Annotated in this window: 25 protein-coding genes and 1 pseudogene; 10 read left to right on the forward strand and 16 right to left on the reverse strand. The window is 52.5% G+C overall.

The genetic code is table 11. The annotated features are described in order from the left end of the window. Positions 1–780 precede the first annotated feature (780 nt). Positions 781–1,536: a hypothetical protein gene (locus M2497_RS13205; protein WP_248487882.1), complete on the forward strand. Its 756-nt coding sequence runs from the start codon at positions 781–783 to the stop codon at positions 1,534–1,536. 283 nt (positions 1,537–1,819) lie between these two features. Next, a complete protein-coding gene (locus tag M2497_RS13210; RefSeq protein WP_248487883.1) occupies positions 1,820–2,185 on the forward strand; it encodes a histone-like nucleoid-structuring protein, MvaT/MvaU family in 366 nt (121 codons plus the stop codon). Positions 2,186–2,360: 175 nt separating this feature from the next. Here M2497_RS13210 and M2497_RS13215 read toward each other — a convergent pair whose 3' ends face one another. The 6 genes from M2497_RS13215 to M2497_RS13240 form a co-directional block, all read right to left on the reverse strand. Further along, complete coding sequence (locus M2497_RS13215) at positions 2,361–4,355, reverse strand: TonB-dependent receptor (RefSeq protein WP_248488197.1); 1,995 nt, start codon at positions 4,353–4,355, stop codon at positions 2,361–2,363. A gap of 192 nt (positions 4,356–4,547) precedes the next feature. Further along, positions 4,548–4,937, reverse strand: coding sequence for a DUF2946 domain-containing protein (locus tag M2497_RS13220; RefSeq protein ID WP_248487884.1), 390 nt, complete (start codon positions 4,935–4,937; stop codon positions 4,548–4,550). 162 nt (positions 4,938–5,099) lie between these two features. Then, positions 5,100–5,504, reverse strand: coding sequence for a helix-turn-helix domain-containing protein (locus M2497_RS13225; RefSeq protein WP_282579049.1), 405 nt, complete (start codon positions 5,502–5,504; stop codon positions 5,100–5,102). A gap of 473 nt (positions 5,505–5,977) precedes the next feature. Next, positions 5,978–6,979: an NAD(P)H-quinone oxidoreductase gene (locus M2497_RS13230; protein ID WP_248487885.1), complete on the reverse strand. Its 1,002-nt coding sequence runs from the start codon at positions 6,977–6,979 to the stop codon at positions 5,978–5,980. 2 nt (positions 6,980–6,981) lie between these two features. Further along, positions 6,982–7,314: a carboxymuconolactone decarboxylase family protein gene (locus M2497_RS13235; protein ID WP_248487886.1), complete on the reverse strand. Its 333-nt coding sequence runs from the start codon at positions 7,312–7,314 to the stop codon at positions 6,982–6,984. Between the two features lie 12 nt (positions 7,315–7,326). Then, on the reverse strand, positions 7,327–8,763 hold the full coding sequence (locus tag M2497_RS13240) for an NAD-dependent succinate-semialdehyde dehydrogenase (RefSeq protein ID WP_248487887.1): 1,437 nt from the start codon (positions 8,761–8,763) through the stop codon (positions 7,327–7,329). Positions 8,764–9,079: 316 nt separating this feature from the next. On the opposite strand from M2497_RS13240, the gene M2497_RS13245 reads away from it, so the two are divergent. Then, a complete protein-coding gene (locus M2497_RS13245) occupies positions 9,080–10,006 on the forward strand; it encodes a LysR family transcriptional regulator (protein WP_248487888.1) in 927 nt (308 codons plus the stop codon). A gap of 166 nt (positions 10,007–10,172) precedes the next feature. Here the strand turns inward: M2497_RS13245 and M2497_RS13250 are convergent, their stop codons facing one another. The 3 genes from M2497_RS13250 to M2497_RS13260 all read right to left on the reverse strand — a co-directional run bounded on the left by M2497_RS13250 (position 10,173) and on the right by M2497_RS13260 (position 12,586). Further along, positions 10,173–10,439 carry a DUF2790 domain-containing protein gene (locus M2497_RS13250; protein ID WP_248487889.1) on the reverse strand — a complete coding sequence of 89 codons (267 nt, stop codon included), beginning with the start codon at positions 10,437–10,439 and terminating at the stop codon, positions 10,173–10,175. A gap of 525 nt (positions 10,440–10,964) precedes the next feature. Then, positions 10,965–11,174, reverse strand: a complete 210-nt coding sequence (locus tag M2497_RS13255) for a hypothetical protein (RefSeq protein ID WP_248487890.1) — start codon at positions 11,172–11,174, stop codon at positions 10,965–10,967. Positions 11,175–11,272: 98 nt separating this feature from the next. Next, positions 11,273–12,586, reverse strand: a complete 1,314-nt coding sequence (locus tag M2497_RS13260) for an ATP-binding protein (protein ID WP_248488199.1) — start codon at positions 12,584–12,586, stop codon at positions 11,273–11,275. Positions 12,587–12,805: 219 nt separating this feature from the next. Between M2497_RS13260 and M2497_RS13265 the strand changes: the two genes are divergently transcribed. Next, positions 12,806–12,985: a CsbD family protein gene (locus M2497_RS13265; protein ID WP_248487891.1), complete on the forward strand. Its 180-nt coding sequence runs from the start codon at positions 12,806–12,808 to the stop codon at positions 12,983–12,985. A 100-nt stretch (positions 12,986–13,085) separates the two neighbouring features. Then, the gene (locus M2497_RS13270; RefSeq protein WP_248487892.1) at positions 13,086–13,334 is read left to right on the forward strand and encodes a CsbD family protein; all 249 of its coding nucleotides are present in this window, start codon (positions 13,086–13,088) and stop codon (positions 13,332–13,334) included. A gap of 859 nt (positions 13,335–14,193) precedes the next feature. Here M2497_RS13270 and M2497_RS13280 read toward each other — a convergent pair. Both M2497_RS13280 and M2497_RS13285 read right to left on the reverse strand, forming a co-directional pair. Further along, a pseudogene (locus M2497_RS13280) lies at positions 14,194–14,802 on the reverse strand (histidine phosphatase family protein); the annotation flags it as partial. Positions 14,803–15,175: 373 nt separating this feature from the next. Continuing rightward, positions 15,176–15,643 (reverse strand): transcriptional regulator, encoded by a 468-nt coding sequence (locus M2497_RS13285; RefSeq protein ID WP_248487893.1) that lies wholly within the window; start codon positions 15,641–15,643, stop codon positions 15,176–15,178. Between the two features lie 305 nt (positions 15,644–15,948). Here M2497_RS13285 and M2497_RS13290 point away from each other — a divergent pair, with 305 nt between their 5' ends. From M2497_RS13290 to M2497_RS13300, 3 genes are all read left to right on the forward strand, one after another. Then, on the forward strand, positions 15,949–16,503 hold the full coding sequence (locus tag M2497_RS13290; protein ID WP_248488200.1) for a hypothetical protein: 555 nt from the start codon (positions 15,949–15,951) through the stop codon (positions 16,501–16,503). Positions 16,504–16,719: 216 nt separating this feature from the next. After that, positions 16,720–17,127, forward strand: coding sequence for a hypothetical protein (locus tag M2497_RS13295; protein WP_248487894.1), 408 nt, complete (start codon positions 16,720–16,722; stop codon positions 17,125–17,127). Between the two features lie 11 nt (positions 17,128–17,138). Further along, entirely contained in the window at positions 17,139–17,342 is a 204-nt protein-coding gene (locus M2497_RS13300; RefSeq protein ID WP_064053019.1) for a hypothetical protein, read from the forward strand. A 33-nt stretch (positions 17,343–17,375) separates the two neighbouring features. Here M2497_RS13300 and M2497_RS13305 read toward each other — a convergent pair whose 3' ends face one another. From M2497_RS13305 to M2497_RS13315, 3 genes are all read right to left on the reverse strand, one after another. Then, positions 17,376–18,191 carry a DUF1206 domain-containing protein gene (locus M2497_RS13305; RefSeq protein ID WP_248487895.1) on the reverse strand — a complete coding sequence of 272 codons (816 nt, stop codon included), beginning with the start codon at positions 18,189–18,191 and terminating at the stop codon, positions 17,376–17,378. 194 nt (positions 18,192–18,385) lie between these two features. Further along, positions 18,386–18,940 carry a restriction endonuclease gene (locus M2497_RS13310; RefSeq protein ID WP_248487896.1) on the reverse strand — a complete coding sequence of 185 codons (555 nt, stop codon included), beginning with the start codon at positions 18,938–18,940 and terminating at the stop codon, positions 18,386–18,388. Positions 18,941–19,215: 275 nt separating this feature from the next. Then, positions 19,216–20,157 carry an aromatic alcohol reductase gene (locus M2497_RS13315; RefSeq protein WP_248487897.1) on the reverse strand — a complete coding sequence of 314 codons (942 nt, stop codon included), beginning with the start codon at positions 20,155–20,157 and terminating at the stop codon, positions 19,216–19,218. 96 nt (positions 20,158–20,253) lie between these two features. On the opposite strand from M2497_RS13315, the gene M2497_RS13320 reads away from it, so the two are divergent. Next, a complete protein-coding gene (locus M2497_RS13320; RefSeq protein ID WP_122686565.1) occupies positions 20,254–20,697 on the forward strand; it encodes a helix-turn-helix domain-containing protein in 444 nt (147 codons plus the stop codon). Positions 20,698–20,932: 235 nt separating this feature from the next. Here the strand turns inward: M2497_RS13320 and M2497_RS13325 are convergent, their stop codons facing one another. Continuing rightward, on the reverse strand, positions 20,933–21,418 hold the full coding sequence (locus tag M2497_RS13325; protein WP_248487898.1) for a hypothetical protein: 486 nt from the start codon (positions 21,416–21,418) through the stop codon (positions 20,933–20,935). 280 nt (positions 21,419–21,698) lie between these two features. Between M2497_RS13325 and M2497_RS13330 the strand changes: the two genes are divergently transcribed. After that, positions 21,699–22,394, forward strand: a complete 696-nt coding sequence (locus M2497_RS13330) for a hypothetical protein (RefSeq protein WP_248487899.1) — start codon at positions 21,699–21,701, stop codon at positions 22,392–22,394. Positions 22,395–23,215: 821 nt separating this feature from the next. On the opposite strand, the gene M2497_RS13335 is transcribed toward M2497_RS13330, so the two are convergent. Beyond that, positions 23,216–23,890 (reverse strand): hypothetical protein, encoded by a 675-nt coding sequence (locus tag M2497_RS13335; protein WP_248487900.1) that lies wholly within the window; start codon positions 23,888–23,890, stop codon positions 23,216–23,218. Positions 23,891–23,899: the final 9 nt, after the last annotated feature.

The following is a 23,899-nucleotide window of genomic DNA, read 5'->3' on the forward strand; positions in this document are numbered from 1 at the left end:
CGCAGTGATTAAGGGAAACTGGCTGGCGACGGTAATCAATATCGCGGAAGCAGCGATCAAGAGCGTGCTGACGTCCGGAGCCAAACGGCCAGCACCTTAATTCGTTATAACGTAACGCTTCCACTGACTTTTGTAACCGAATGTTAAATATCTCTAAGCAGATCAACTGCACATAGAGTTCGCAACGCTGCGCCCCAATCGCGGTAATGCGCCTGAGGAATACTTGGAGTGTGGAAGAACAACGAGCAATAGCCGCACGCATCTAGCAGGTGGTCAAGGTGGGCGCCTTGAAGGCGGTACGAATCATTCTGCATCGTCATGCAGTGATCGTCCGCCGATCCCGCATGCTTCACCCAAGCAGCACCCTGATCAATCAATGGCCCGAGCAACATCATGAGCACGGCAAATGACACCAACCAGAATGCTAGTTGGCGGTCTGTCGTGCAGGTGCCGATATCGGGTTGAGGTCACACGCGACGAGCTCTTCAAATGTCATGTAACTGGCCAATTGCTGATGATTTTGTTTGCTCACTACGTAGCCGAGTACAGCCAAGGCAGGTTTGGGAGGGGGGCTGGGTTCGCTCCTCCAAGATTGTGGCTCGCTCAAATTAACTCGTCTGGCTCATACGGTACGTCTGCGTTGAGCCAATACCTGTCTTTCACCAACGCCGGATCCCCGCCCAATATCGCGGCTATTTCAAAACTTAGACGAACAGAATTCGCAGAACAATCGACAGTCTATCCTTCAATACTTGACCCCATTGATCAGGGCGCGGATGCATGAACTCACTCTGGATCGCACTGGCCATTTTCACGTGCCTAGTTGCTGCCTCGCTTCTAATGATGCATTGGTACCCTAGGCTGGCGACCCACCATAGGGATGACGACACCAACACCGTCATTCGCTTGGTAGCCAACATTTTTGTGGTTATGACTTCGCTGGTCTTTGGTCTGATGATCAACTCTGCCAAGAACACCTTTGAGTCAATTGACGCAAACTTCCATGGGTATGCAACCAGCCTGATAATTTTTGACCGGACTCTGCGTGGCTACGGAGAAGCGACACAAGATACTAGGAGCCATCTGATCGCTTACCTTGAGCGTGCTATCGAGACCCCATATCGAGGTGACGAAGCATTGCAGCACCGTAATAGTGAGGCGGCCAAATACTTGGACGATATCGGGAAGTCATTGACCGGTATAACCCCTCCGGATCGCTTCCATGAAACGATGCTTCAGGATATCCGTCAGCAGTACCATTCGCTCATTGAGCAACGCTGGAGGATCGTCGAACAGTCAGAGGGGGCGATTCCGGGCCCTTTGATCGGTATGCTGGTCGCGTGGTTGACACTCATCTTCGCCAGTTTTGGATACCGCGCACCACGGAACTCGATGGTAATTGGAATGTTCATCATCTCTTCATTGCTCATCGCCGCTTCTGTTTACCTTGTATTGGACATGGATGTGCCATTCCACGGCCCCATCCAGATATCCGACGCCCCCCTACGTAGGGCGCTTGCCGTCATGCAGCTCTAGGCAGTTTGTTTAGGCACTTACATGCAAATCAAAGCTTTTGACCAGCCGGACGTTGACCTTGAATCGCCGCCGCCCCATTCCAGTCAGTGACTGACTGGATGGATAGACGTGAAATCTAGCGCCCCTATTGTTAATAGGGTCTCCGTTTACCAAGAGTTTTTGCTACATCCCCCTCAATGGCAAATAACCAAGTAGTTTATTCGATGTCTGAATTAATAATCCTTCTTCATTGAAGTGTATATTTTGGTGTAACTTCACAATACTAATTAATTGGGAGGATCTCATGTCTAAGCTCGCAGAATTTCGTCAGCTCGAAAAACACCTTGCGGAACAGCTCCAAGCCCTCGAAGCTCTGAAAGGCGATGCAGGGCTGCAAAAAGAAATTGATTTCGAAAAGAAGCTGCGCGATTTGCTCGTAAAATACGGCTACAGCCTTAAGGACGTGATCAACCTGCTAGATCCACAAGCTGGCCGTCGCGCTCCAGCCGCCGATTCCAAGGTAGGCAGCCGCAGGCCTCGCCAGTTGAAGGTTTATAAAAACCCACATACAGGTGAAGTCGTCGAAACCAAGGGTGGTAACCACAAAACGCTTAAAGATTGGAAATCGAAGCACGGCGCCGCGACTGTTGAGTCTTGGCTGAGCAAGTGATTTTTGTGAGTACAACAAAAGGGCCCTCAAGGGCCCTTTTGTATCTCACGGATGACGAACTGGTTTTGTCGAATAGGGCTATGAGCAGTTCGTTTGCTAACCTTTCTCCTCATCAATTCATCTTGCGGTGATCAGGCGTATTCAGAATAGTCGCTGTTTCTCAACCGTTACCACTTCAGAAGTCCAGGGTGAGCCCAGCGTACAAAGCGCGCCCATCACCTGGTGAGTGCAGGGATGCTTGGGCACCATCAGGGTCGTACCAAACGTATTCATAATAGCGGTTGGTGAGGTTTTTCAACTGCAGATCGACGCTCACTGACTCGGTCACTTTGTAGGTTGCGCCGAGGTTCATCAGCACGTATCCGCCATACGTTCCTTTAGTGTTTTCTCGTTCCAGGTAGTAGTTGGTCTGGCCGTTCATCCAGGCCGTCAGCTGTAACGCAGGTGTCGCGTCATAGCTGACCCCAGCGTTGTAAAGGTGATGGGGGATATGGTCGATTTCCTGGCCTTTGCTGTTGGGCAAAGTGGCGCTTGGTTGGAGTATTTTCGAATACTGCCAAGAGTAGGCCATCCATATTTCAGTGCGTTCGTTTGGGTGCAGGTTCATCTGCAAGTCATAACCCCACCGTCGCGTTTCACCGACGTTGTCCGACTCGCCGCTCGGGTCGTTGAGGCGGCGACTGACTTCACCCGAGGCTTCTTGCTGCCAGTAGGCGACGCGACCATCAATCCAGTCCGCCGGGGTGAACTTGATGCCTGTTTCCCAACCCTCATTGATTGAAGGTGCCAGATCGGTATCTCTTGGCGGGATTTTGTAGGCTGCCGCGCCGGTGCCAACTTGGAAGGTACGGCCCCAGTTAGCATAAAAACTGGCCACGTCCCAGGGCGAATAGACCACGCTAAGCTTAGGTTGTTTGATCAGGCCATAGTCGTTGATATCGTAATCTAGGCCGGTCATTTCGTTGGTGAAATCCCCCTGGATTTTATCGACCCGATACGCCGGTACGATTTTCAGCGACTGGAAAGGTTTGATCTCGGCCTGGACGTAGGCGCCGTAGGTGTCGAAGTCGAACTGCTGATCTCTGGTAGTTGCCAGACGAGCACGGTCTTTGGTGCGATAGCGCTCACTCTTGTTTTGTTGCTGCTGCACGTCTGCACCACCTTCCAAGGCGAAGTCATACAGCCAGCTGACCTCCGGTCGCCATGTCAGAGATGTGAGGGCGCCATATTGAGTTTCATAGGCATCACGCTCCTGTTGGGAGCTAGTGCGCCAATATTGCGTCCAGCGTCGATCATCGAAGGTGTTGACGTAGGTCTTCGCCGACCATGCGAGGTTCTCAGCCAAGTCCGTATCGAAATGCAGACTGACCTGATTCATACGCCGAGTGCCCTTGTCGGTGGCGTTGAAACTGTTGGTCATGGTCGGATGATGGCGGGCATCATCTTCCGTCAAATAGCCAGGCTCCTGAGCCTCAGCTTCGTAGTGACGGGCGATCAAACCGATTCGGTAGCTGTCGTCATCCGGTGTGTAAAACCACTTACCAGACATAGAAAAGCGGTCTGCTTGGGAATGATCCCTGTAGCCATCGGATTTTTGATAGGCAAAGAAGTAGTTCTGAGTCCAGTTGCTGCTTTCGATGCCCTTGGCAAGTTGGGTTTCCTGAGTGTTGAAGCTGCCGTACCGAATCCGCGCCTTGTTGTAGTCCCCACCGGTGCGGGTCAGCATGTTGACGTTACCGGCGATGTTATTCAGACCATAGCGCGCATCACTGGTGCCTCGGACAACCTCGATGCTGTCCAGCTCCATGGGGAAAATCATGTCCATGAACGGCATGTTGCCGTCGTTGCTGTTGCTCGGAATGCCGTCGATCAACAGTTTGACGGCATTCACTTCGCCTTCGCCGTTAAAGCCCCGGAAGGAAATTTTCCCTGAGGTCGTGCCCTGGTTGAACTCCGTGAGCATCACCCCCGGAGCTCGGCTGAACAACTCCCAGCTGTAATTGACCGGCATCTTTTCCAAGATGTCTCCCCCGAGGATATCCACTGAGCTGAGCACGCTGCTGGTGCTCAAGGGGCCGCTGGCTGTGCCCTGAACGTTCACGGTGCCCAAAGTCAGGGTCGAGTCTTCGACTTTACCGACATCGGCCAGAGCCGAGCACAAAGGGTTCATTGCGAATAGGCCAACCGACATCAACGGCCATAGGGAACGGGACACAGACAGACGCTTTGCATGACGCAAAGTAAGTGAAGCAGGCATAGCACGCACTTCCTGATGATCAAGAAACTTCAAGGGCGTTTAGCGTCCATCGAGGCCGCTAAAAGATTTAAAAAGACAGCACCGGGCAATGTCGCGGCGTTGTGATCAGGCGAAGGGAGAGGCGCGTGGACTGAGGCTTGGCCATCGAATCCTGGGATGGAGCTTCGGCAGTTCAGGATTGTCGAGGGAAGTGTCGGATGTGTATTGCGGTAAGAAGTGTCGGTAGTAGTTAGAGGGAAGCGCTGCCATTCCAGCATGGCCACAGCAGCAATCACCGTGCTGCATAACCGTTTTTGAAGGGGCTTGCTGGACAGTGTCGATTGTTTTCTCGAAGGCTGGAGGTAAAGCTTGAGAACCACCTCCCGAGCAGAATCCACCCCAAAGCATCAGCTGAACATCCGGCGTCTGCATAGCGCGGCTCAACGGCATGGCAAACATGTTTAGCAACACGGCCAGGCAGGCGATCCAAGGGCTTATGCGTTTCAACGAGGACATGTTCAAGGTCAGCGTAGAGGGGCGATTATTTAGCCGGAATTAAGGAGCAATGTAAAAGTTTCATGCGTGCGCTATTTCGCCACAGGTAACGCCATTCCTTTCCCGAGATAGCTGGCTGACGAGTACGATCAGTCCATACGGTGTCACTGCGTCGGGGATCGTCTACTCCACGAAGCAGAATTCTACTTGCGGAGAGTTCGTCACTGAGCGACGACTTGAGATCTTAGTAAAAGGACGTGCCACCGGCGAGCCATCGTGCGACGAAATCGACAAACTCATAAGAATTCCGTCACGGGCTAGATCTGCTAATTCATCTTGAGCCCGGCGCAGCAAAGCGTTGGTGGACTCCCCCGATTCGGCGCAAAGGGTAATGGCTACTAGGGTCAGAGGATGCACATTGAGTGGGCCGCTAAGCGCGGTGATCATCTCTAGCGTTGGACTCGATTGACCGCGTTCTAGTTTCGAGACGTATGTCCGACTGCTGACTTCAGCCAGGTTCCGCTGAGTCAGTCCTTTACCAGCTCGCATCGCTTTAAGCACGGCAGCGAAGGCATTTTTGAGTGACATAAACACGTTCCTGATTTGAGCCTGTCCCTTCGGGCGTGGATACCCTGGAAGGAGCCATTCTAGTTACGTGGAAGCCTATCACGGTATGCCTGCATTCCATGCTCCAGTGAAGCAGAGATGAAACATGCAGCTTGCTCGAGCTATATGTAGCGTGCTTTCAGCAGCCGGTGTTTCGCTCTTCAGGTGGGTATATTCAAACACCGATGTTGCCGTTGCGAATGATGCAAGCAACGCAAATGAGGTCAGGATTTTTTCGCGAAATGAGTTGGCATCTTTATTACCCTTGATTCACGACGATTAAAGGTTTGATGCGGATCCACTCGGTACTGCTGAGGCCAAATGGCCCCAGCACTTATGCAAATTAAAAGTCCAGGGTGAGTTCGGCGTACAAAGCACGCCCATCACCTGGAGAGTGCAAAGATGCATAGGAAGCACCTTGGCCTTTCTTTGAAGAGCGCAATCTAAAGCCGTGCTCAAATCAAGTCAGCAGGTTGCATCGTCAGGATGATTTTTCCAACGTTTTCGGAAGACTCCATTCGGCGATGGGCATCGGCAGATCGTGACAGCGGGAAAGTGCTATCAACTACCGGCTCCAGACTTCCTGCGCCATCGAAGCGATCAAGCCAGTGCTCGCGGAAGCGCTTGATCATGTCGTGCTTCTCTGGCTGTGTGCGGGACTTCATGACAGTACCGATGATTTGCAAGTGGCGGTAAAGGATATGCTCCAACTCGACGCTGACCTTGCCGCCTCCGCCCAGGATGCCGACCTGGACAAGCCGGCCTCCATGAGCAAGTGATGCGATGTTGCGTGCAAAGTAGGGCTCGCCAACAAAATCAATGACGACATCAACCCCTCGGCCATTGGTTTTGTCTGCGATTACTTCAGCAAAGTCCTGCGTCTTGTAGTCAATGGCGACATCCGCGCCTAAATGCTCGACACGCGCCAGCTTGCTGCCTTCGGTTGTCGCATATACCGTGGCTCCGGTGGCGTATGCTAGTTGGACGGCGGCAGAACCCACACCACCCGCAGCGGCATGGATTAATACCGAGTCGCCAGACTTGAGGCGAGCCAGGTGCATCATTGCTTCATGGGCGGTGACGAAGACCTCGGGAATAGCTGCTGCGTGCACATAGTCCAACTGCGCAGGTATCAGCATGGCCATGCGGTAGTCGATGCGTGCAAGCTCGGCATAGGCCCCACCTCCAACGACGCCCATCACTCGATCACCGACTTCGAAGCCCGAGACCAAATCACCCTTGGCGATTACCTCACCTGCGATTTCAAGCCCGATGATCAGTGAATCACCAAAATTAGGATGACCATAGCCGCCGGTTCGGTGAGTCAGATCTGCACGGTTCACACCAGCGGCATAAACCCTCACCAGCAAGTCAGTCGGGCGTACTTCAGGATTGGGAGCATCTGCTAGCTCAAGTACGTCCGCCGCGCCGAACTCTCTAATGTTGATGGCTTTCATGATCAGTTTTTCTCCGGTTCGGTAAAGGTGGCATTGGCGATAGCGGATGCGGTAATGGCGCCTGGAAAGCCTACGTAGAAAGCCAGGTGAGTTATCGCGGCGGCGATTTCGTCATGGTTCACCCCATTGCTCAAAGCCCTTCGCAGATGCGCAGGCAACTCTTCAGAGTGACCACCGGCAATCAATGCGGCCACTGTGATCAAGCTCCGGTCGCGTGGTGACAATGCCGGATCGCTCCATATCTGCGGGTACAGCGTCGAATCAACGAATTGCGAAAGCTTTGGTGTAAACGCCCGGGCCGCTTCACGAGGGCTGCTGAAATTGATATTGGACATGATGATGCTTCCTTAAACCTGGCTGATGAATTTGTTGGTGAGGTAATGCTCGATGCCTTCAATGCCACCTTCCGAACCATGGCCACTTTCTTTCATGCCGCCGAAAGGAAGTTCTGTGGCGACGATGCGGTATTGGTTGATACCGATCATCCCGGCCTCTAGCCCGTCAGCGACATCAATGGCAGTCCGAGCGCTAGAAGTGAACGCATAGGCTGAAAGCCCGTAGGGCAGGCGATTAGCCTCCTTCAAACCATCAGCCAAGTGATCGAATGGCATCAGCACGGCGATTGGCCCGAATGGTTCTTCATGCATGACTCGGGCGTTCATAGGTACATCCGCCAACACGGTGGGCTCAAAAAAGTAGCCGCTGCATTCCAGGCGCTTACCACCGGCCAATACGCGTGCACCTTTGGCAACAGCATCAGCCACCAGCTCTTCCATCTTGGCGAGCTGCCTTGGATTGGCTAGCGGCCCGACCTGGGTGCCAGGCGTCCGGCCATCACCAATTTTCAACGCGAGGGTGGCCGTCACAAATTGATCTACAAATCTTTGATAGGTGCCACGCTGAATAAGAAACCGCGTTGACGAGATGCAGACTTGACCAGTCCCGCGAAACCGATTGGCAACACCTTCGACGGCTGCTTTTTCGATGTCTGCGTCATCGAATACCAACACCGGCCCATGGCCTCCCAATTCAAGGGTGATCGGCTTGACGCCCTCGGCAGCGCGGGCTGACAGTAGCCGACCGATGGGTACAGAACCTGTGAAGGTCACCTTGCGGATGATGGAGGAAGCGATCAGGTGGCTGGACACTTGATCCGGCACGCCAAACACTACCTGCAGCACGCCTTTAGGCAATCCTGCGTCATCTAGAGCTCGTGCCAGGGCCAGCGCTGTGGAGGGGCTTTCTTCACCGGGTTTGAGAATGACACTGCAACCTGCGGCCAATGCCGCCGAGAGTTTGCGAGCTGGGGTAATAGCCGGAAAATTCCAAGGCGTGAATGCAGCAACTGGGCCGATGGCTTGGCGTTTTACCATTTGCAGCACACCGGGACGGTTGGCCGGGACTACACGACCATCAATACGGCGGGCGCTTTCGGCAAACCACTCGAAGTATTCAGCCGTACGCGTTACTTCATCCAGGCTTTCCCCAAGCGGTTTGCCTTCTTCAAGTGTCATTTGCTCGGCAATATGTGGGGCCCGTTCCAGGATGAGATCAGCGGCTCGTTTGAGAATCTTTGCGCGCTGGTCAGGGACGGTCTGGCGCCATTGTTCAAAGCTCAGTTTTGCCACTTCGAGTGCGTGATCAAGGTCGCCTGCTGTGGCGAGTGGAACGCGCCCTATCTCACGTGCGGTTGCGGGGTTAACGACAGCGGCGGTTGCGCGCCCTTCGGCACTGATCCATTCACCACCGATAAAAAGATAAAGCGGGTCGTAAGACGTGTTCATGGGGTTGCCCTTCGGTTGGTCTATCAAAAGTTCGTACAAAACTCGGCGCCTGGGTTGTCAGCCTGCAGTGCTTGTTCAGGCGCCCTGTGCAACCAAGTCTATGGAGTACGAGCCGTTTGATTTAGCCGGCAAGGAGGGAATCATTGTTGTGTCTGGAGGTAATATCGAGCACGGCCAGGAGCGTGTAGCATCTGCAAACACCGCCCACGTTACGCGGTGAAGGCAGTCCGGCTCGAGGTTCAAGGTTTCAATGGTTCTAGGGTTGCGTACTTCTGAAGTGAAGAACGCTTGGAATTAGATCGATAGGTAGAGTTGGATGGATAAGCTTACGAACATGTCCGTGTACGTCAAAGTTGTTGAGATGGGCAGTTTCACTGCTGTGGCAAACCATCTGGACTCTACGGTTGGCAACGTCTCGCGTGCGGTTTCCGCGCTTGAAAACGTGCTCGACACTCGCCTGTTGCAGCGGTCGACCCGCCGTCTTTCGGTGACAGACGCTGGCCGGCGCTTCTATGAGCGCTGTACCAAAATTCTGGCAGACCTTGAAAATGCAGAGGCTGAGGCGAGTAACGCGGCGTTGAAACCTAGGGGGACATTGCGTGTGCATTGTGTGCCGGGGCTTGCGCGGCAACTGGTCACCTCTGCCGTGCTGGAGTACCGCAGAGAATTCCCCGATGTTACCGTGGATTTAATGCTTTCTCAGCGAATGCCTAACCTGCTGGAAGACCAATTGGATGTCTCGATTCTGATTGCCCGAACACTGCCTGATTCAGCGTATGTCAGCCAAAAGATCGGCGTTAGCCATTGTGTGCTGGTTGCGTCTCCAGAGTATCTAGAGCGGCACGCGGCCCCTGTGACGCCAGAAGATCTCGATGATCATCAGTGTTTGCTGTTGGGTACCGTCGATTATGTGCGGGATGAGTGGCAATTGAAGAGCAAGACCGGGGATGCCACGTTTGCCCCCAAGGGCCCGAGTTTCAGCGTCAATGATATGGAAGCGATGGCGGTCGCCATACGAGAGGGAGCAGGCATAGGTTTGCTGGCCGGTTTCTCTGCCATCGAGGACTTGCGTTCGGGCAGGCTCGTCCGCGTGTTGCCTGAGTATCATACCTACGAGCGTAACGTTTACGCCGTCTATACATCACGCCAGTTCATCGATGCAAAAATTACTCGCTTCATCGATACGTTAAAAAGTCGGGTAGGTACTCAGCTAATGAATACCTCTGAGGAACTCATTGCCTGAAGTAATCCTATTAAGATTTGATGGGGGCTGTAGTTTCAGGATTAGTGAGGTTAAATAAGGCCAAATATAAATTGTTCCGCAGAATTAAGCTCCAGAGTTGCGAGTATTTAATTTTGCGCCTCAGTGTAAAAAGCTCTGAGGCGCAATTATTTTACGGATTGATTGGTCAACCGTTGCTGCAGCCGCTGCCCATCACTTCGTACGCCAAGATATGCCGCTTGCCTTGAGAATCCTCATAGGTCATGCGCATCGGCACAACACCGCACACGTCCGCTACCTCAGTTTTAGAAACCACCTTAGCAACGTCAAGATGCGTGGAGTAGCTGTATTGTTCAACAGGCACTTGTTGATCTTGAACTTGAGTAGTGCTTTCCTGCGCCATAACCAAAGAGCTAAAACCAAAGAGTGCGATCATTACTATCGGAGCTTTCATGGGGGATTGCCTTCAATTTAAGTTTGATGTTAGAAATCGTAAGTTTGGTCGATAAGACGCACAGAGCTACTGATCGCTCTAAGCGAAGCGTGTTGTTTGCTGACGATTTCAAGCGTCTTACGCGTCAGTTGCAGAGCCGCGTGCTATAAGCTGTTTGCTGCGCTGACAGGACAAACTTTATGCTCGCGCACCCTCGGGAAATAGACGCGAATTTGGGAAAGACTGTTATGCATTCAGACAATAATCGCGGGATGGGCCAAAATAGGCGATGAGATGCTTGTTGGTGACGTAGCGCGCAAATTGGCCTTCGCTCTCTCCTAGGTCATCTCCTACGTCAGCTACTTAATGCCTGATCATTGTCTGCCTCCACCGAGCTCACATTGCGTAAGTCAGGTCGGATCTAGGTTACTCGCAGCATTATTGCGGGCAAAAAAAAGCCCGCGATGGGGAGAGCGGGCTTTGAAACGTAAAAAGAGCTGAGTTCACCGTACGCCGATGGATGTGAAAAAATTGTAAACGGGATAATCATTCATTTTTTTTGAGGCGAGCCAAACCTTGTTTGATGTGGCCAGCGTTCTCACCGATTGTGTAAAGCGCCCCTCGGACATTGTCTCCGACATCAGCGTTACCTTGAGCTTCAGCGTGCAACGTCAACTCCATCAAGGCTGCCTCAAGGGCGAGCTGATTCTGGTACATCCTTTCCAGCACATCTGATAGCGAATACTCAGCATGCATTTGGGTCACCTCCATGTTGGGAACAACAGCGTATCGGGCCGGCATACACGCGAATCATGTCACGAACGTTACCTGCCAAAATCTTCAAACTACGCTGATTATGTGGGGTTAACCGCAGAATCGATTCGACCCAATGATTTCAAGTACAAAGATACGACTGTTCCCTTGTCGGGAGCAGTCTCTACGATGACGGTGCCCCCAGCATTTTCTGCGAACTCACGGACTTGAGATAAACCCAAGCCCGTACCTTTTCCTCTTTCCTTTGTGGTGAAAAAAGGCTCAAAAATTTTAGCCGCCAGGTCGCCCGGTATACCTGGCCCAGTATCAGTAACGCTGAGCACCACGTAATTGCCTCCAGCCAGTGCAACATCATCCTCAACCCGTACCAGTCGAGTTGAAATGCAGATACTTCCTGCTGACCCGAGCGCATCCCTGGCATTCGTGAGAAGGTTCAACACAGCCGCATTCAACTGGGCCTCTTCACACATCACAGCGGTATTGGGGGCTGACAGGTCGAAAGTCAGCTCAACACTTTCGGTCGCGGTGCGGAACAACACATCGCGCATTGCCTCAAGTCGGGCATTAACGTCAATGCACACCAGATTTGGGCTGTCGAGTCGAACACACGAGAGCAGATGACTTACTAACTGTCGTCCCTGTTCGACCGCCTGCAACCCGGTATCACTAAATTTCTCTACGTCTTTCGGTCGTCTGGCGCGCAAGCGGATCATCTGCAAGCTTGCACTAAGCGCGTGAAGAATGTTGTTGAAGTCGTGCGCAATACTGGCCGTGACCATTCCAAGGGAGGAGATACGCTTGGCGTGACGCAGTGACTCTTCGGCCACTTGATTAAGCGCATTTGCCTGGGCCAGTTCTTGTTCAAGAATTTCTGCTCGACGCTCTCGTTGATGTCTTAGCAGGCGCAATTGCAATAACGAAACGGTCTGTCTCGCCAATGCCAACAACGCCGTGCGCTGCGGTGCTGTCAGGGTTCGCGGTTTGGTATCAATTACACACACCGTACCCAGAGCGTGCCCCGTATCGTCAATGATAGGAGCTCCCGCGTAAAAGCGAATGTAGGGCGGGCCAAGCACCAGTGCGCTGTGTTCAAAGCGCGGGTCGAGTCTGGCATCTTCGACAGTCAACACATCGGCGGGAGCCAGGATCGCGTGCGCGCAAAACGCCAGATCCCGATGCGTCTCCCTCACGTCGAGCCCGACGCACGCCTTGAACCACTGACGGTCTCTGTCCACCAGAGAAACCAGCGCGACCGGTACTTCACACAAGGTGCTCGCGAGCACGACGATATCGTCGAATTCTTTCTCCGGAGCTGAGTCCAGCACCCCGAGATGCTCTAGCGACAGGGCTCTTTCATCCTCGTTCGGAGGAAAGGGGGCAGGAATGTGGGGCATCTGATTATGCATCGCTGAGGGCAGTAGGGCGATCATGCTGTTTTGATGGCTTGGACAGCAAGAAATTGTTTCTCCATCCGAACAGCGATGTACCTGTTTCCAGATAGCACTCGAAGGGCCGGCGACGAGTGGTAGTCGTCAACCGTGGAACTCCCGGTCGCAGTCGCCAGTCAATTTTTCTGTCCAGATAGGACACCTATTCCTAACCGGGAGACAACCATGAGTGGTACTTCAGACAAAATCAAAGGCCTGGCCAACGAAGCTATCGGTAACGTGAAGCAAGGTGTCGGCAAGGTCACAGGCAATGAGAAGCTACAGGTCGAAGGTGCCATCCAAGAAAAGAAAGGTGAAGCACAGCAAGTGGCTGGCAAGGTCAAAGACGCCGTAGACAAAAATTAGTTCTAGGCGGTAACACCGTTTCGCTGGGATGGCTATCGGATGGTAGCCATCGCAGTTCAATCATTCTGAGCTTCCAACTTATACGAAGGTTTAATCAATCATGAGAAGTGAGCAGGTAGAAGGCGTTGTAGAAAAGGTTGCCGGCAAAGCCCAAAGCGCAGTCGGAAAACTGCTTGGTGATTCGAAGCTGGAAGCCGAAGGTGCGGGACGCCAAGCTGCCGGTCAGCTGACTCAAACCTATGGCGATGCCCTGGGCAGCGTATCCACGTTCGTTAAAGAGAAACCAGTTGCTGCAATCGCGATTGGTGCAATTGCTCTGCTGGTTCTAGACCGTCTCTTTCGTCGCTGAGTAAGGAAAAGGACGTTTCGACAGGGGTGCTCCCTTTAACGTTCCTTTAACGTTTATCGCCTCCGTCCCCTAGAACTGTCTATCAGCGGGCTGCGGGCGTACGAGGGCAGGTATGCACAACTCACTTCCATCCAAGCAGCACGTCCAAATTACGTCGAAGCTATTGGGCCACAAATCTCTTGGAAGGGTGACTTGGGGTCAGTAGCAAGCGGAGCGCGCAGGCGGGAGGATGGAAGCCCACAGGGCCAAGACTCGGCAACATCGAGGCTTGGTTTACGACAGCCGTCCTCGTAGAGGCCCGTTCGAACTTGGCTCCCTAGAGCGCTTTCAGGAGACGCTCAAGCGTCTGATGTTCCCAAGTGCTGAGCAACGCTATTGGGTCAGTACCAAAGCGATCTCCAGAGTCAAACGACCAGCGTCGCCCATCAGAGCTGATGCACTCTTCGCAGTAGTCGAGCGTGTCACAGTCGTTGTAGATCGATATCCGCCAACCCTCGACGCTCACCACGAAATGGCCCGCATAAATCTCATCCCAAGACGGCTGACTGACCTTGGTCATCGACCGTCGCTCGAAGATGACCTCTCGCAATAATTGGCATACCTTTCTCGCTGAGATCTCCGCCGTAGTGTTTCCGCTAACGCTACCTACTTGGGATGAACGAGCTGCGGTTCTGGCCTCTTTCAGCCTTTGCTCAGCGTACATAGCCGGATCATCGTCTGGCGGAGGGTAGCCTGCTGCTGCGAGAGTCTCGGCGCGCTCCTCAATGAGCAGACGTTCGGGATCTCGAGTGACTTGATAAGCTCTGCCCGGCACGCGCCAAGTGGAGTCCATTCGTGGCTCCCTAGTGGCTGACCGGCTTACTTTCCAACCGGCTTCGTCGGTATCTTTCGAAAGCAGACACTCACCACAATTGGGCACGTGGTTTGCGATCTCATACTCACGCCAGTCCACCATAGCTCCGCCGTCAATGCCGAGCGATTTGCGCTCAATTAGCCAGGCTACAGCGTTAATGAACTGGCCATGAGAGTAAGCAACGATGTCTTGGGCGGGATGTTCAGCAAGACGCTCCAAGAAAGACTGAGCTCTAGCTATGAAATCAAGAAATGACTCAGCGCCTTCACCATCCGTGAAACCAGGATCTGCTTTGGCCCAATACGCCTCCACCCATTCGCGCCGATCAGCGACGGTTGTGCTAATGCACCGCGCGGGTTCAAGGTAAGTGAATTCTTGAATGGGCCAAGTTTCAAAAGGGATATGAGGAAACACCGCTGCAGTCGCCATAGCGGTTGAATGCGCTCGGGTGAAAGGCGAAGCAACGATCAGAGCCGGAGGATGGTTGAGCGACAGAGCCACCAGGTGCGCTTGCTCGAATCCTTTCGGAGTCAGAGGAATGGTCGAGTGATCTAAAGTGGCTTGGCCCGCGTTCGCAGCGCTCTCTCCATGTCGTATTAGTCTCACATGCTTCATTTACGAAATACTCGCACAGATTCGGCCCTCATTTCTCTTAGATCCCCAAGGTTCCTTCCTCAATGGCCATCTATCAAGTGACCAAAACCCTATTGTCCACCCCGCGACTGCACCTTCCAACAGAAATATGGACAGACAGGATGACTACACTCTATTGCGCAGTGCTGAAGATATCCCTGGATTTTCTTCCGTCGAAGGAAATATACGAGAGCAAGCGGAGCGCGCAGGCCAGTAAGGCCGGAGGCGCGAGGATGGAAGCCCAGAGGGCCATGACTTAGCGTCAGCCATGGCATGGTTTACGACAGCCGACCCGATAGGGCGCGCCATAAACCTCGATTTGCTTAGATTGCAGGATTGCTGATGTTCTGCAGGCTTATGTATTCCAGTATTTTTGGACTGTGCTTCTGGCAATGCCGAGCTTTTCAGCGATTGTTTTTCTGTCGAAACCTTGCGCTTTCAGGACTCGAACGTAGTCCGCTTTAAGCGGCTGCTTAGGCTTACCTTGGGAGCGCTTGATGAGCTTTCCATCACTGAATTGCTCCTCTACCAACTGCCACCCTCCAGACATCTCGAATTCCCTGATTCGCAGGGCAGTACGTTGCAAAGCCTCGGATGGAAGTTCGTCACCCTGCGCAGCAATGACGAGAGTGACCATAGTCAAAAGGTCGAGGCCTAGATAGTCAGCGATCTCGTCCAGTTTCTCCAACGTCGCGTTCGCTCGGGCCTGCTCAAGCTTCCCCACGTACGTTCTGTGCGTTGCCCCCGCCAACTCTTCGTAACTCAACCCCTGATGAGCACGAGCTCCACGCAATGCTCCTGCCAGCGCTTCTTTCAGATGCATGAGTCGGATCCTCAAAACTGAGGATAGAGCCACGGCAAGCGTGTTTCGATAAACAGATCATAGTGATATTATCGTGACATATGGTTTGCCAAGCAGTCGTTTGAACATAGCGGCGGGATGTTTGGATTGATGATGGATTGGTCATGAGAGCAGCACCTAAGACACGGCCAGGGACGTCTCGATGGGAGACGCGCTCATCAAGTCCGACATTTATGGCCCGCGTAAGCCTGCCTGCAATCGTCACTGAGCGACGTCTTGGCAAGAACCAGATCCACTTTTTTAAGCGAAGGCAGGGATAGTGAGTGATGAAGTTCGATTGCGTGAAAGTTTCAGGAAAAGTTGACTACGTTCGATCTATTGATCGAATGAACGGCGGGCATAAAGCTAAAGTCAGCATTGACGGTGCAGTTATCCCGAATTTGCAAGTGTCGAACAAGCTTTATGAAGAGTTGGAGGTCGGCGAGAGTGTAACTTTGTATGGCCTGTTTAAAAGAAACAATGACAAAGAAAAAAACACAGGCATCTTGTACGGCCTAGCGAAGCAAAACGGCGAGAAATTATTTGCAACCCAGTATAGATATCAAGTCCCGATTTTCCTGACGGTCACTGCGGCCATCGCATTTTGTCTAACTTTCGTCGCTGGCTGGATCGCTTCGATCTTTCCAGTGCTGTTTTTCTTCGGGGAAAATTCAGATTATATGTATACCACTACGGTATTTGCAGTAATTGAGTCGAGCTTGGTTGCCGCCTTTTTCCTGTGGAGGGCATGGGTGATGTTCAACGCTACGTCTAATCCTGAAGCTTGGGAAACTACCGAAGCTGCAGTGCTATCGAGTCGCTTCAGTAAGCTCCATAAGTAATAGTCCTGTACATAGGGCACGGTTAAACCTGCCCTGGCTTCGGCTCGCTGCGCCTTTCCATGCGAGTATCAGGCAAGCGGAGCGCGCAGGCGTGCAGGATGAGCGCCCAACGGGCTGAGACGCGGCGCAGCCGTGGCTCAGTTCTCGCCAGCCTTCCGCCGCAGGCGGCACGCCATAGCTACTGCCAGATATCAAATCAACAAGGATGCGGCTGAAATGACCCACGATGAACTCCGTCAGCTTGAGGGCGCTAGACGAAGGACTCTGTGGGCCCTTGCATGCCTCCGTCCTGGCGATCCCACTGCATCCGACCTCCTTGCCATCCTCGATGATCTCGACGACCAAGAGCGAAACGACACCCCCTCTAGCGATAAGCCACTCGACCTCATTCAGGTTCGTAACTCTGTCTCGGTGATGCGCCATAACTCCGGAATCATCATCATTTTGGAGCAGACTATTCCGCAACCCTGGAGAGAGCGTTTCTACCAGGCAAGCGTCGGGTCGACCAGGTTGGTCGATGGGCCATACGCCTCAGGCTGGGATAAATTCCTGGCGAGTTGGGAAGAAGAGATGCGACACCTGGAGCAGCATCGGGCCGCAAGAAATAAATCTAAAAAAGACTGAGCGGTGAGGGCATGGGACAAGACGATGACACGGTGTACTGCGATATCCAGATGCCGCTAGCCCAGGGCCGAGAGCTTCTGGAATTAGTAAATGCACTCCGAGAATCGAGAGCTCATCCGCGTCTCGACAGAGTCTTCGAGCACATGCAAGACGAACTCAGCACGTCCATCGATATCGTAGATAACCCGCCAACATGGGGGCCTTGGTGCGAGTAAGGCTCTGCATGGCTGTAAGACTTCCGTTTCTCATCAACCCCTGCTCGGCACTCCCGGCACATCCATGTTGATCTTGCGCCAAAAGGCTTCAGAGAAACTGTAAACCGAGAAAGCAATCAGCCCTAAGGCCATCACCATCAAAATCAACCAACCAGCAGGTAGATTTTGGAGCGCATCCAGTGATTCCTTCATACCAGGTGGATCCATGGCTTGATAAGTGGAACCACTGATTGCAAGCAGCAACGCAATCTCTATAAAAACAACCCCTCGGGCTATTAGGCCGAACCGCGACACCGGACGGACATACCGCATGACGTCTTCGTCAGCTTCAAAATATTTCTCGAACGACGCCTTCCATCCCTTGATGATGTGAGCAACACCCACACCAAGGGGAACGAGAGCGATCAGGTACACCAACAAATTCGAGTGATCCCAGGATAGGAAATGCGCTAGCCAGTCTTTGGTTTGCCCTCCGGAATCGCCCGAGCTTTTAATACCGCTAATGAGTAGGCCCAACGCAAAAAACGCTAGAGCGCCGTTGACCATACCTCCCGCGAACAGGCCTGCGCGAATTACCAAACCTTTGAATTTTTTGCCATGATGATCGACATCACGCGTTGCCTGAAGCACGCGCCACGCCGCAAACGCGAGCAGACCCGCCACCACAAGCCCAACCAAAAAATAGCCGAATGGTTGGCTCAGCAATGCTTCCAGGCTCTTGTGGCTGTCCTTCGGTTTTGTCGAGTCTTGTGCTGCGAGCAACGCGAAAATACCGATGATCAAATACAGCATTCCCCGAGCGGCGTAGCCTCCCCGAGCGAGTATTACTAGGCTGTGTTGCGCGGACATTCGATGTATTCCCGAGATCTGATACTAGAGCAGACCCTTCTTGCAGGGTAGGGTTCTATATAAAGCCCGTGACTGCGGGGAATTCGTTACCCAAGACGACTGCCGGCATAAAACATTAGTGCAGTACGCCCATCCATTTCTTGGAGAACCAACTAACGGGGAGGTTTATAGGTACCTAGGCTGTAGAGTTAGGTTTAGTCACCAAACATCTCGTTGAGCTCTGTATCAGCACGCCCCAAGGATTTCATCGTGATGTTGCCGGCGTCATTTTCACCGACGTGCCAAAGCGCAAATTTCGGAAGGTTGAGCCAAGTCGGTGGCTTCGCCGCAACCGGATACGCCGAGCGAGTTTCGTAGGTAGCTACACCGTCGATTATCGAGACCAGGGCTATACCATGTGCCGTAGCGTACTTTATCGCTCCAGATTGAAACCCTGTTGTGGTGAACAGCATTCCTTTATGAGCGCCCACAGATCGCACCTTGTCGTGCAATACCTGAACCAGCTCCCGCTCGACTGCATTACGGTATTTTTTGCACTCAATCAGGACGATAAATTCGGCGCCCGCAAAGGCCTGGAATTTCGCCAGCACATCGATCTGGTAGGTTGAGTCGAAGGCCTCCACCTTGACGTCATGCCTCACCTCCAGCGATGTCAGTTCACCACCTTGCTTTACGATCCAGTCCCTGACCAAGCATTCGAATTCAGTGGCGTTGATTTCGAGGTTGGGATTTGCCATTGGTGGAAACATTTGTCGTCCTTGAAATGAGAGATTGCCCGTCCAGCTTTGGCTAGCGGGGCGGGCTCCTGCACCAACTGCTGTGATGAGGTTACAGCGAGGTGGGCCAAGCTTCGATTTTTCCCAGCCTGCCCACCCCATTCACCTCGGCCAGACTCGGCTAGAAGGTTGGCCAAGCCCCCCTCAGGCCCGATGCAGAACGCATAGACGTACTTCTGCGCCTCTTCAAATGACATGTCATGAAACTCTAGAAGGACGTTGGCATATATGTGCATAACGCCCTTGTGTTAAGAGGTTGCTAAATTTGCCTGAGCCCACTTCTCAGCGGTCGTGACTTGAATCGACTGCTGTGCGTTGAAAGTGCCCGATTTAGGCCAAGCCACGCCTCTGCCTTGGGCAAACACAGCGCGATACTTCTTGATGTGATGCGTTGGATCTTTCTCCAACTCTTGGAGCAAGTACGGAACAGTCCACACGTTACGTTTGAATGGACGGCCCAGTACGCGTTCGAGGAGGCTCGCCACCTCTCCATATGTCACTGTGTCTCCCGATAGATAAACGATTTCATTGCGAAAGCGAGGTTCGAAGAAAACGATTTCCGCTGTCAATGCACCGATGTCGTCTGGAGTCGTGAGCGTCACGCTGGTCTCGAGACTACCAAGCGCGTTCACGGTATTATTTTCGAAATCAACCACCTCGAATACAGGCTCGAACAGGAAACTGGTGAACATACCAGTCGAGATGATTACCCATTCAGTTTTATCCTGGGCACGAAGCAATTCGCGAACATCAAGCTGAGCATCGAACAGATCCTGAGGACTGCCCCGACCGATTACTTCGAAGTCGACACCAAACTGCCACGGGAAGTAGCGCTTCACACCGGACTTGAGCGCAGCGGTAGCCAGCTTCATCGGAGTTTCCCGGCCTGCGACCATGCCCGCACAGCCTATTACGGTATCGAAGCGTGCGAATACCTCAGCCAGTTGATCGATAGAGTCGTTCACAAGGTCTGCGGCCACCATCTGGATGCCTAGGCCCCGAAGCCCATCGATTTCGGCCTTTTTCTCAGGCACTTTAGTGTTGATGGTCGAGTCCCTGAGAAGGACGCTGATTGTGGAACCGGGCGCGCGCGCTGCCACGCTCGCGAGATTGCGCAAGACCGGGAGCCCAAGCTCACCGGCGCCTAGAACCAGAATGGATTGCGGCGAAAATTGGGTCACTTCGGTCATGATTTCTCCTGAGACCTGTTGCCTGTAAGATGAACCAATGCTTGCACGATTAGGAAACGCTCGTAAGAAGGCACACCTGTGATACCAGACAATGAAATGACCGATCAGGAGGCTCTTAGTCAGGCAGAGACAATCTGCCGAACCTTGAGAGAAGATGATGATGGTGTCAGGCGGGAAGTGCTTGCTCACGCAGGCAGCCGCTGGTCGTTGGGCATCCTGCACGCCTTGGGGGTGTACGGCACCATGCGTCATGCCGAAATAAAAAGGCAGATGACTGGTGTAACTCAGCGGATGTTGACCAAGACGCTACGCTCCATGGAGCGAGATGGCCTAGTGGTTCGCCGCGAGTTCGGTGAGGTTCCGCCACGTGTCGAGTATGAGCTGACTCCGCTCGGTATGGGGCTGTTGGTTCGTATGTCCCCTATCTGGACTTGGGTAGTCTCCAACGTCGAGGATTTCCGCAAGGCACGGCAGATTTTCGACAGCCAGGTTGATAAAAAACCTGAATGGCAAATACCCACGTCGATTCCATTGGATTGAGAACCGCCTCGATAATCATTGCTCACACCGCCCGAATGGGCCTGTGACCATTGGCAAAGTCGTTGCTGTTCAAGCTTTCTCGCCACCTGCGCTCGCAGGCTAGCCAACCGTCCCTCAGATATTCACACGGATTCAGCCCATCGAAGCGCGCCGACTGGATAAGACTCATGATCACGGTCGGCTCGGCAGCTGCCACGCAGGGAGTCGGCGACAGCCAATTGGATTGTTCAAGCGCCTAGCTGAAGGTTTGTGTACGCAACCACACTTCTACTTTTTGCCATCGGCCAACCTCGGAAAGCTTTGACCTTCCTGTATCTAGAATCTCAAGCAGTCGCTGTCTTTCAGCTCGAGAGGGAAACCAATCATCAATCTCGACGCTGCAGTGGTTGGACGCGCTCAATGCCCATCTCACGATCATGTCCGCAGCGGCTCTGTAGTGATCTGCCATGCACAGGCGATGGCCATCCACAGACCATCCACGCTTTGCGAGCTCATCGGTCACGTCGATGATGCCCAGATCGCCAAAGTAGGCTGTGGTGTCAGGGTAATGAATGCCTGCTAACGACACCTTGGCCACGCCGGATTCCCGATCAAAATATGCAAGGAAATGCCATCCACCCGTGGTGCTTCCAGGATGGGGGAAATTGATGGCGGCTTTGCCTGTTATGTAGTGCTTGTGCGAGACGCGTTTGAGGTCAAAGTCGAAAAGCGGCTGGGCCATGAGGGCTTTCCTGAATTTTTGAGCGCCGATTCGGTTTAAGCGGAGCACACCCCCAGTTCGTGGTATAGCAGCCCATAGAAGGGTGGAGGATCACGTTGTTCTAGTTGATGTAAATCATAACCGTATTAAAGCGCGTGGCGCATCACTACGCTTTAAGAAGAATGCTGCGAACGAACAGGTAACACTCGAAAAATACCAGTGAAAAAATATTGTAGTTTCGCTAAGGAATTAGTGAGTGCCGCCGATGATAAATGTTCACTAATTAGCTAAGGGGCTGTGCGTGTCTGACGGTATATTTTCTGTGATCAAGAGCGTTTTTCCCACGTTCGTGGCTGGAGCTAAAGATCTACAGCGTTCCATAATTACTCCGAGCGAATTTTTCAAAGATATGAAGCTGCGCAATTACTGGTGTGCGCAAGCCAGCTTGATCGGGCTCGTAATGGCCGTTGCGTTATCACTACTAAGCTTTCCATCGCTGAAAGGGATTGGGATAGAGCTGAGTAAAGACTTTGTAGCCGTCATGGTTGCCCTGAATTGCATGCTCCTGATCCTCTATGGAGCTTGCTTCTGGTTAGGCGCACGTTTCATGTTTGGAAAGGGGGCGCTGTTTTCTACGATCAACTCATTTTTTTATATCTCGATTTGCCTAGTCTTTATGAAGATCGCTGAGATGCCAGCGCTGGGTTCGAGAATGACCGCTTTAGCGCATAGCTGTGAGCTCGGGGAATTTGGAGCGAATGTCACTGCAACAATATCCGCAAGTTCTGTTTCCAGGACGTCGAACTTTTTAATCGGCGTATTTTACCTTGCATTTACTGTTTGCTCGGTAAAACTTCAGCGAGGCGTCAATGACTTCGGTATCGTAAGGGGAGTGGTGTCCGCGATTTTCGGGATGGTATTCTTAAGTTTAGCCGTTATTTTTATCCAAGAGCCTGCAGTGTATGCAGTGGTCTGCGGCTACTTAGGCGAAAAGTGACTAACCATGTTTTGATTGATTGGTTGGCTAGCTAGCGTTACGTCCTTGTAGATCAGCGATTAAGATAACTCATAATTTAACTGTACCATGGCTGGTTGTTTCTTTGCGTCAACAGCCATGGAACGGTTATCGAGGATTCAGACCAGCGGGCGTGGCCCGAATTCTTCTTCAATCCTTTCACTCCATGCTGAGTTTTCAGGTTTGTTAGCGGCCCCTCCTACTATTCTAATAGCGTATGCGCGGCACACCCCCAAAAGCGAGGGCGGGATGTATTCCAGTATCCCTCTGTATTCTTTGTAGTCCCCGTCACGGTACTGGTACAAATCAGCGCACCAAAGATCGTAGACCCAGTCACTGATTTCCTCGTCGCTTTGCGGAAGGGCAACCAATTCTTTGACGAATTTATTCAGGTGCTGACGCTCCCTCTTCGAAAAGCCTCGGGTGGTTAGGCTAAAAAACTTCAAAGCCTTTATAGCTGGTCTGACTTGCCAGGTAAGCGAGTCAAGGGAGTCTGGAGCTCGCATGAGCGGGACTAGCTGATATGGGTTGAGATGCTCGCCCGTGTCAACTGCCACCGAGCGTATTATTCGGTCAAGATTGAAACTTCTACGGTCGCTTCGAAGGTGGCAAAAAGCATCGATAGTCTTATCGGCTTCCTTGCGCAGGTCTGATATTTCCCTCTCTGTGACTGTGCCTGTGCCGTCCTGGTATCCAATATATATCCGCATCGTCTTGCCTAATGTATGTTCAACAATGGAACGAGAGATCTCCCCGAGGATGACTCAGGCAGATCTCACTACCGAATTTCTGCTGGGATGCATTCATTTCTTGAGGTGGGCCATTAAAGTTGTCTCAATGTAAGCCTGCACTCGAGGGGAAAGGTCACCGCTCAGCTTACAAATTCCGGTTCTCGTGAACCCTACCTGGCCCGTCAGACCTTTGTAGCGCACGGAGTAGGATCCTGCGTCGACTACTGAATGCGACAAACCAAAACCTTCGACGCTCTCGGGATCAATTCCGACCTTGGAGGCGATCTCAACACGTGCGGTTGCAGCAATGGAGCTAATGGATCCGGATAGTTTTAACGAGTTCAGAGTGATCGTCTGGAAGCTTTTGATTGAGTCTTTGACTATTTTATCAGTGACAAATATTTGCTCGCAGCTAAATCCGAAGCCAAGTATTTTGTCTAAACTGTTGAGAAGCTCTTTAGAGGAGCGGGGCGGGTCTTCCATTCGGAACATCAGCTGATCAGTACCAAGTAGTGTTACCTTTTGACTACACGTTGACACGACTTCATTTTGCTTGCTGATACCGTCAAGGTCTATAGACGTAGCATATATAGATGTTCTCCAAAAAAATTGGAATGAGCGATCTGGAATATTTACTATGAAACCACTATTTAGTGAGGGATCGTATCGGTTCTGCGCCAGTTTCTGTAGAAACTCATCCACAGAACAAGGAACTCGAACGGCATACCACTTGAGTCTTGAGATCATGCTTGCCTC

The organism is Pseudomonas sp. CYM-20-01 (assembly GCF_023169845.1).
GTDB lineage: Bacteria > Pseudomonadota > Gammaproteobacteria > Pseudomonadales > Pseudomonadaceae > Aquipseudomonas > Aquipseudomonas azotoformans.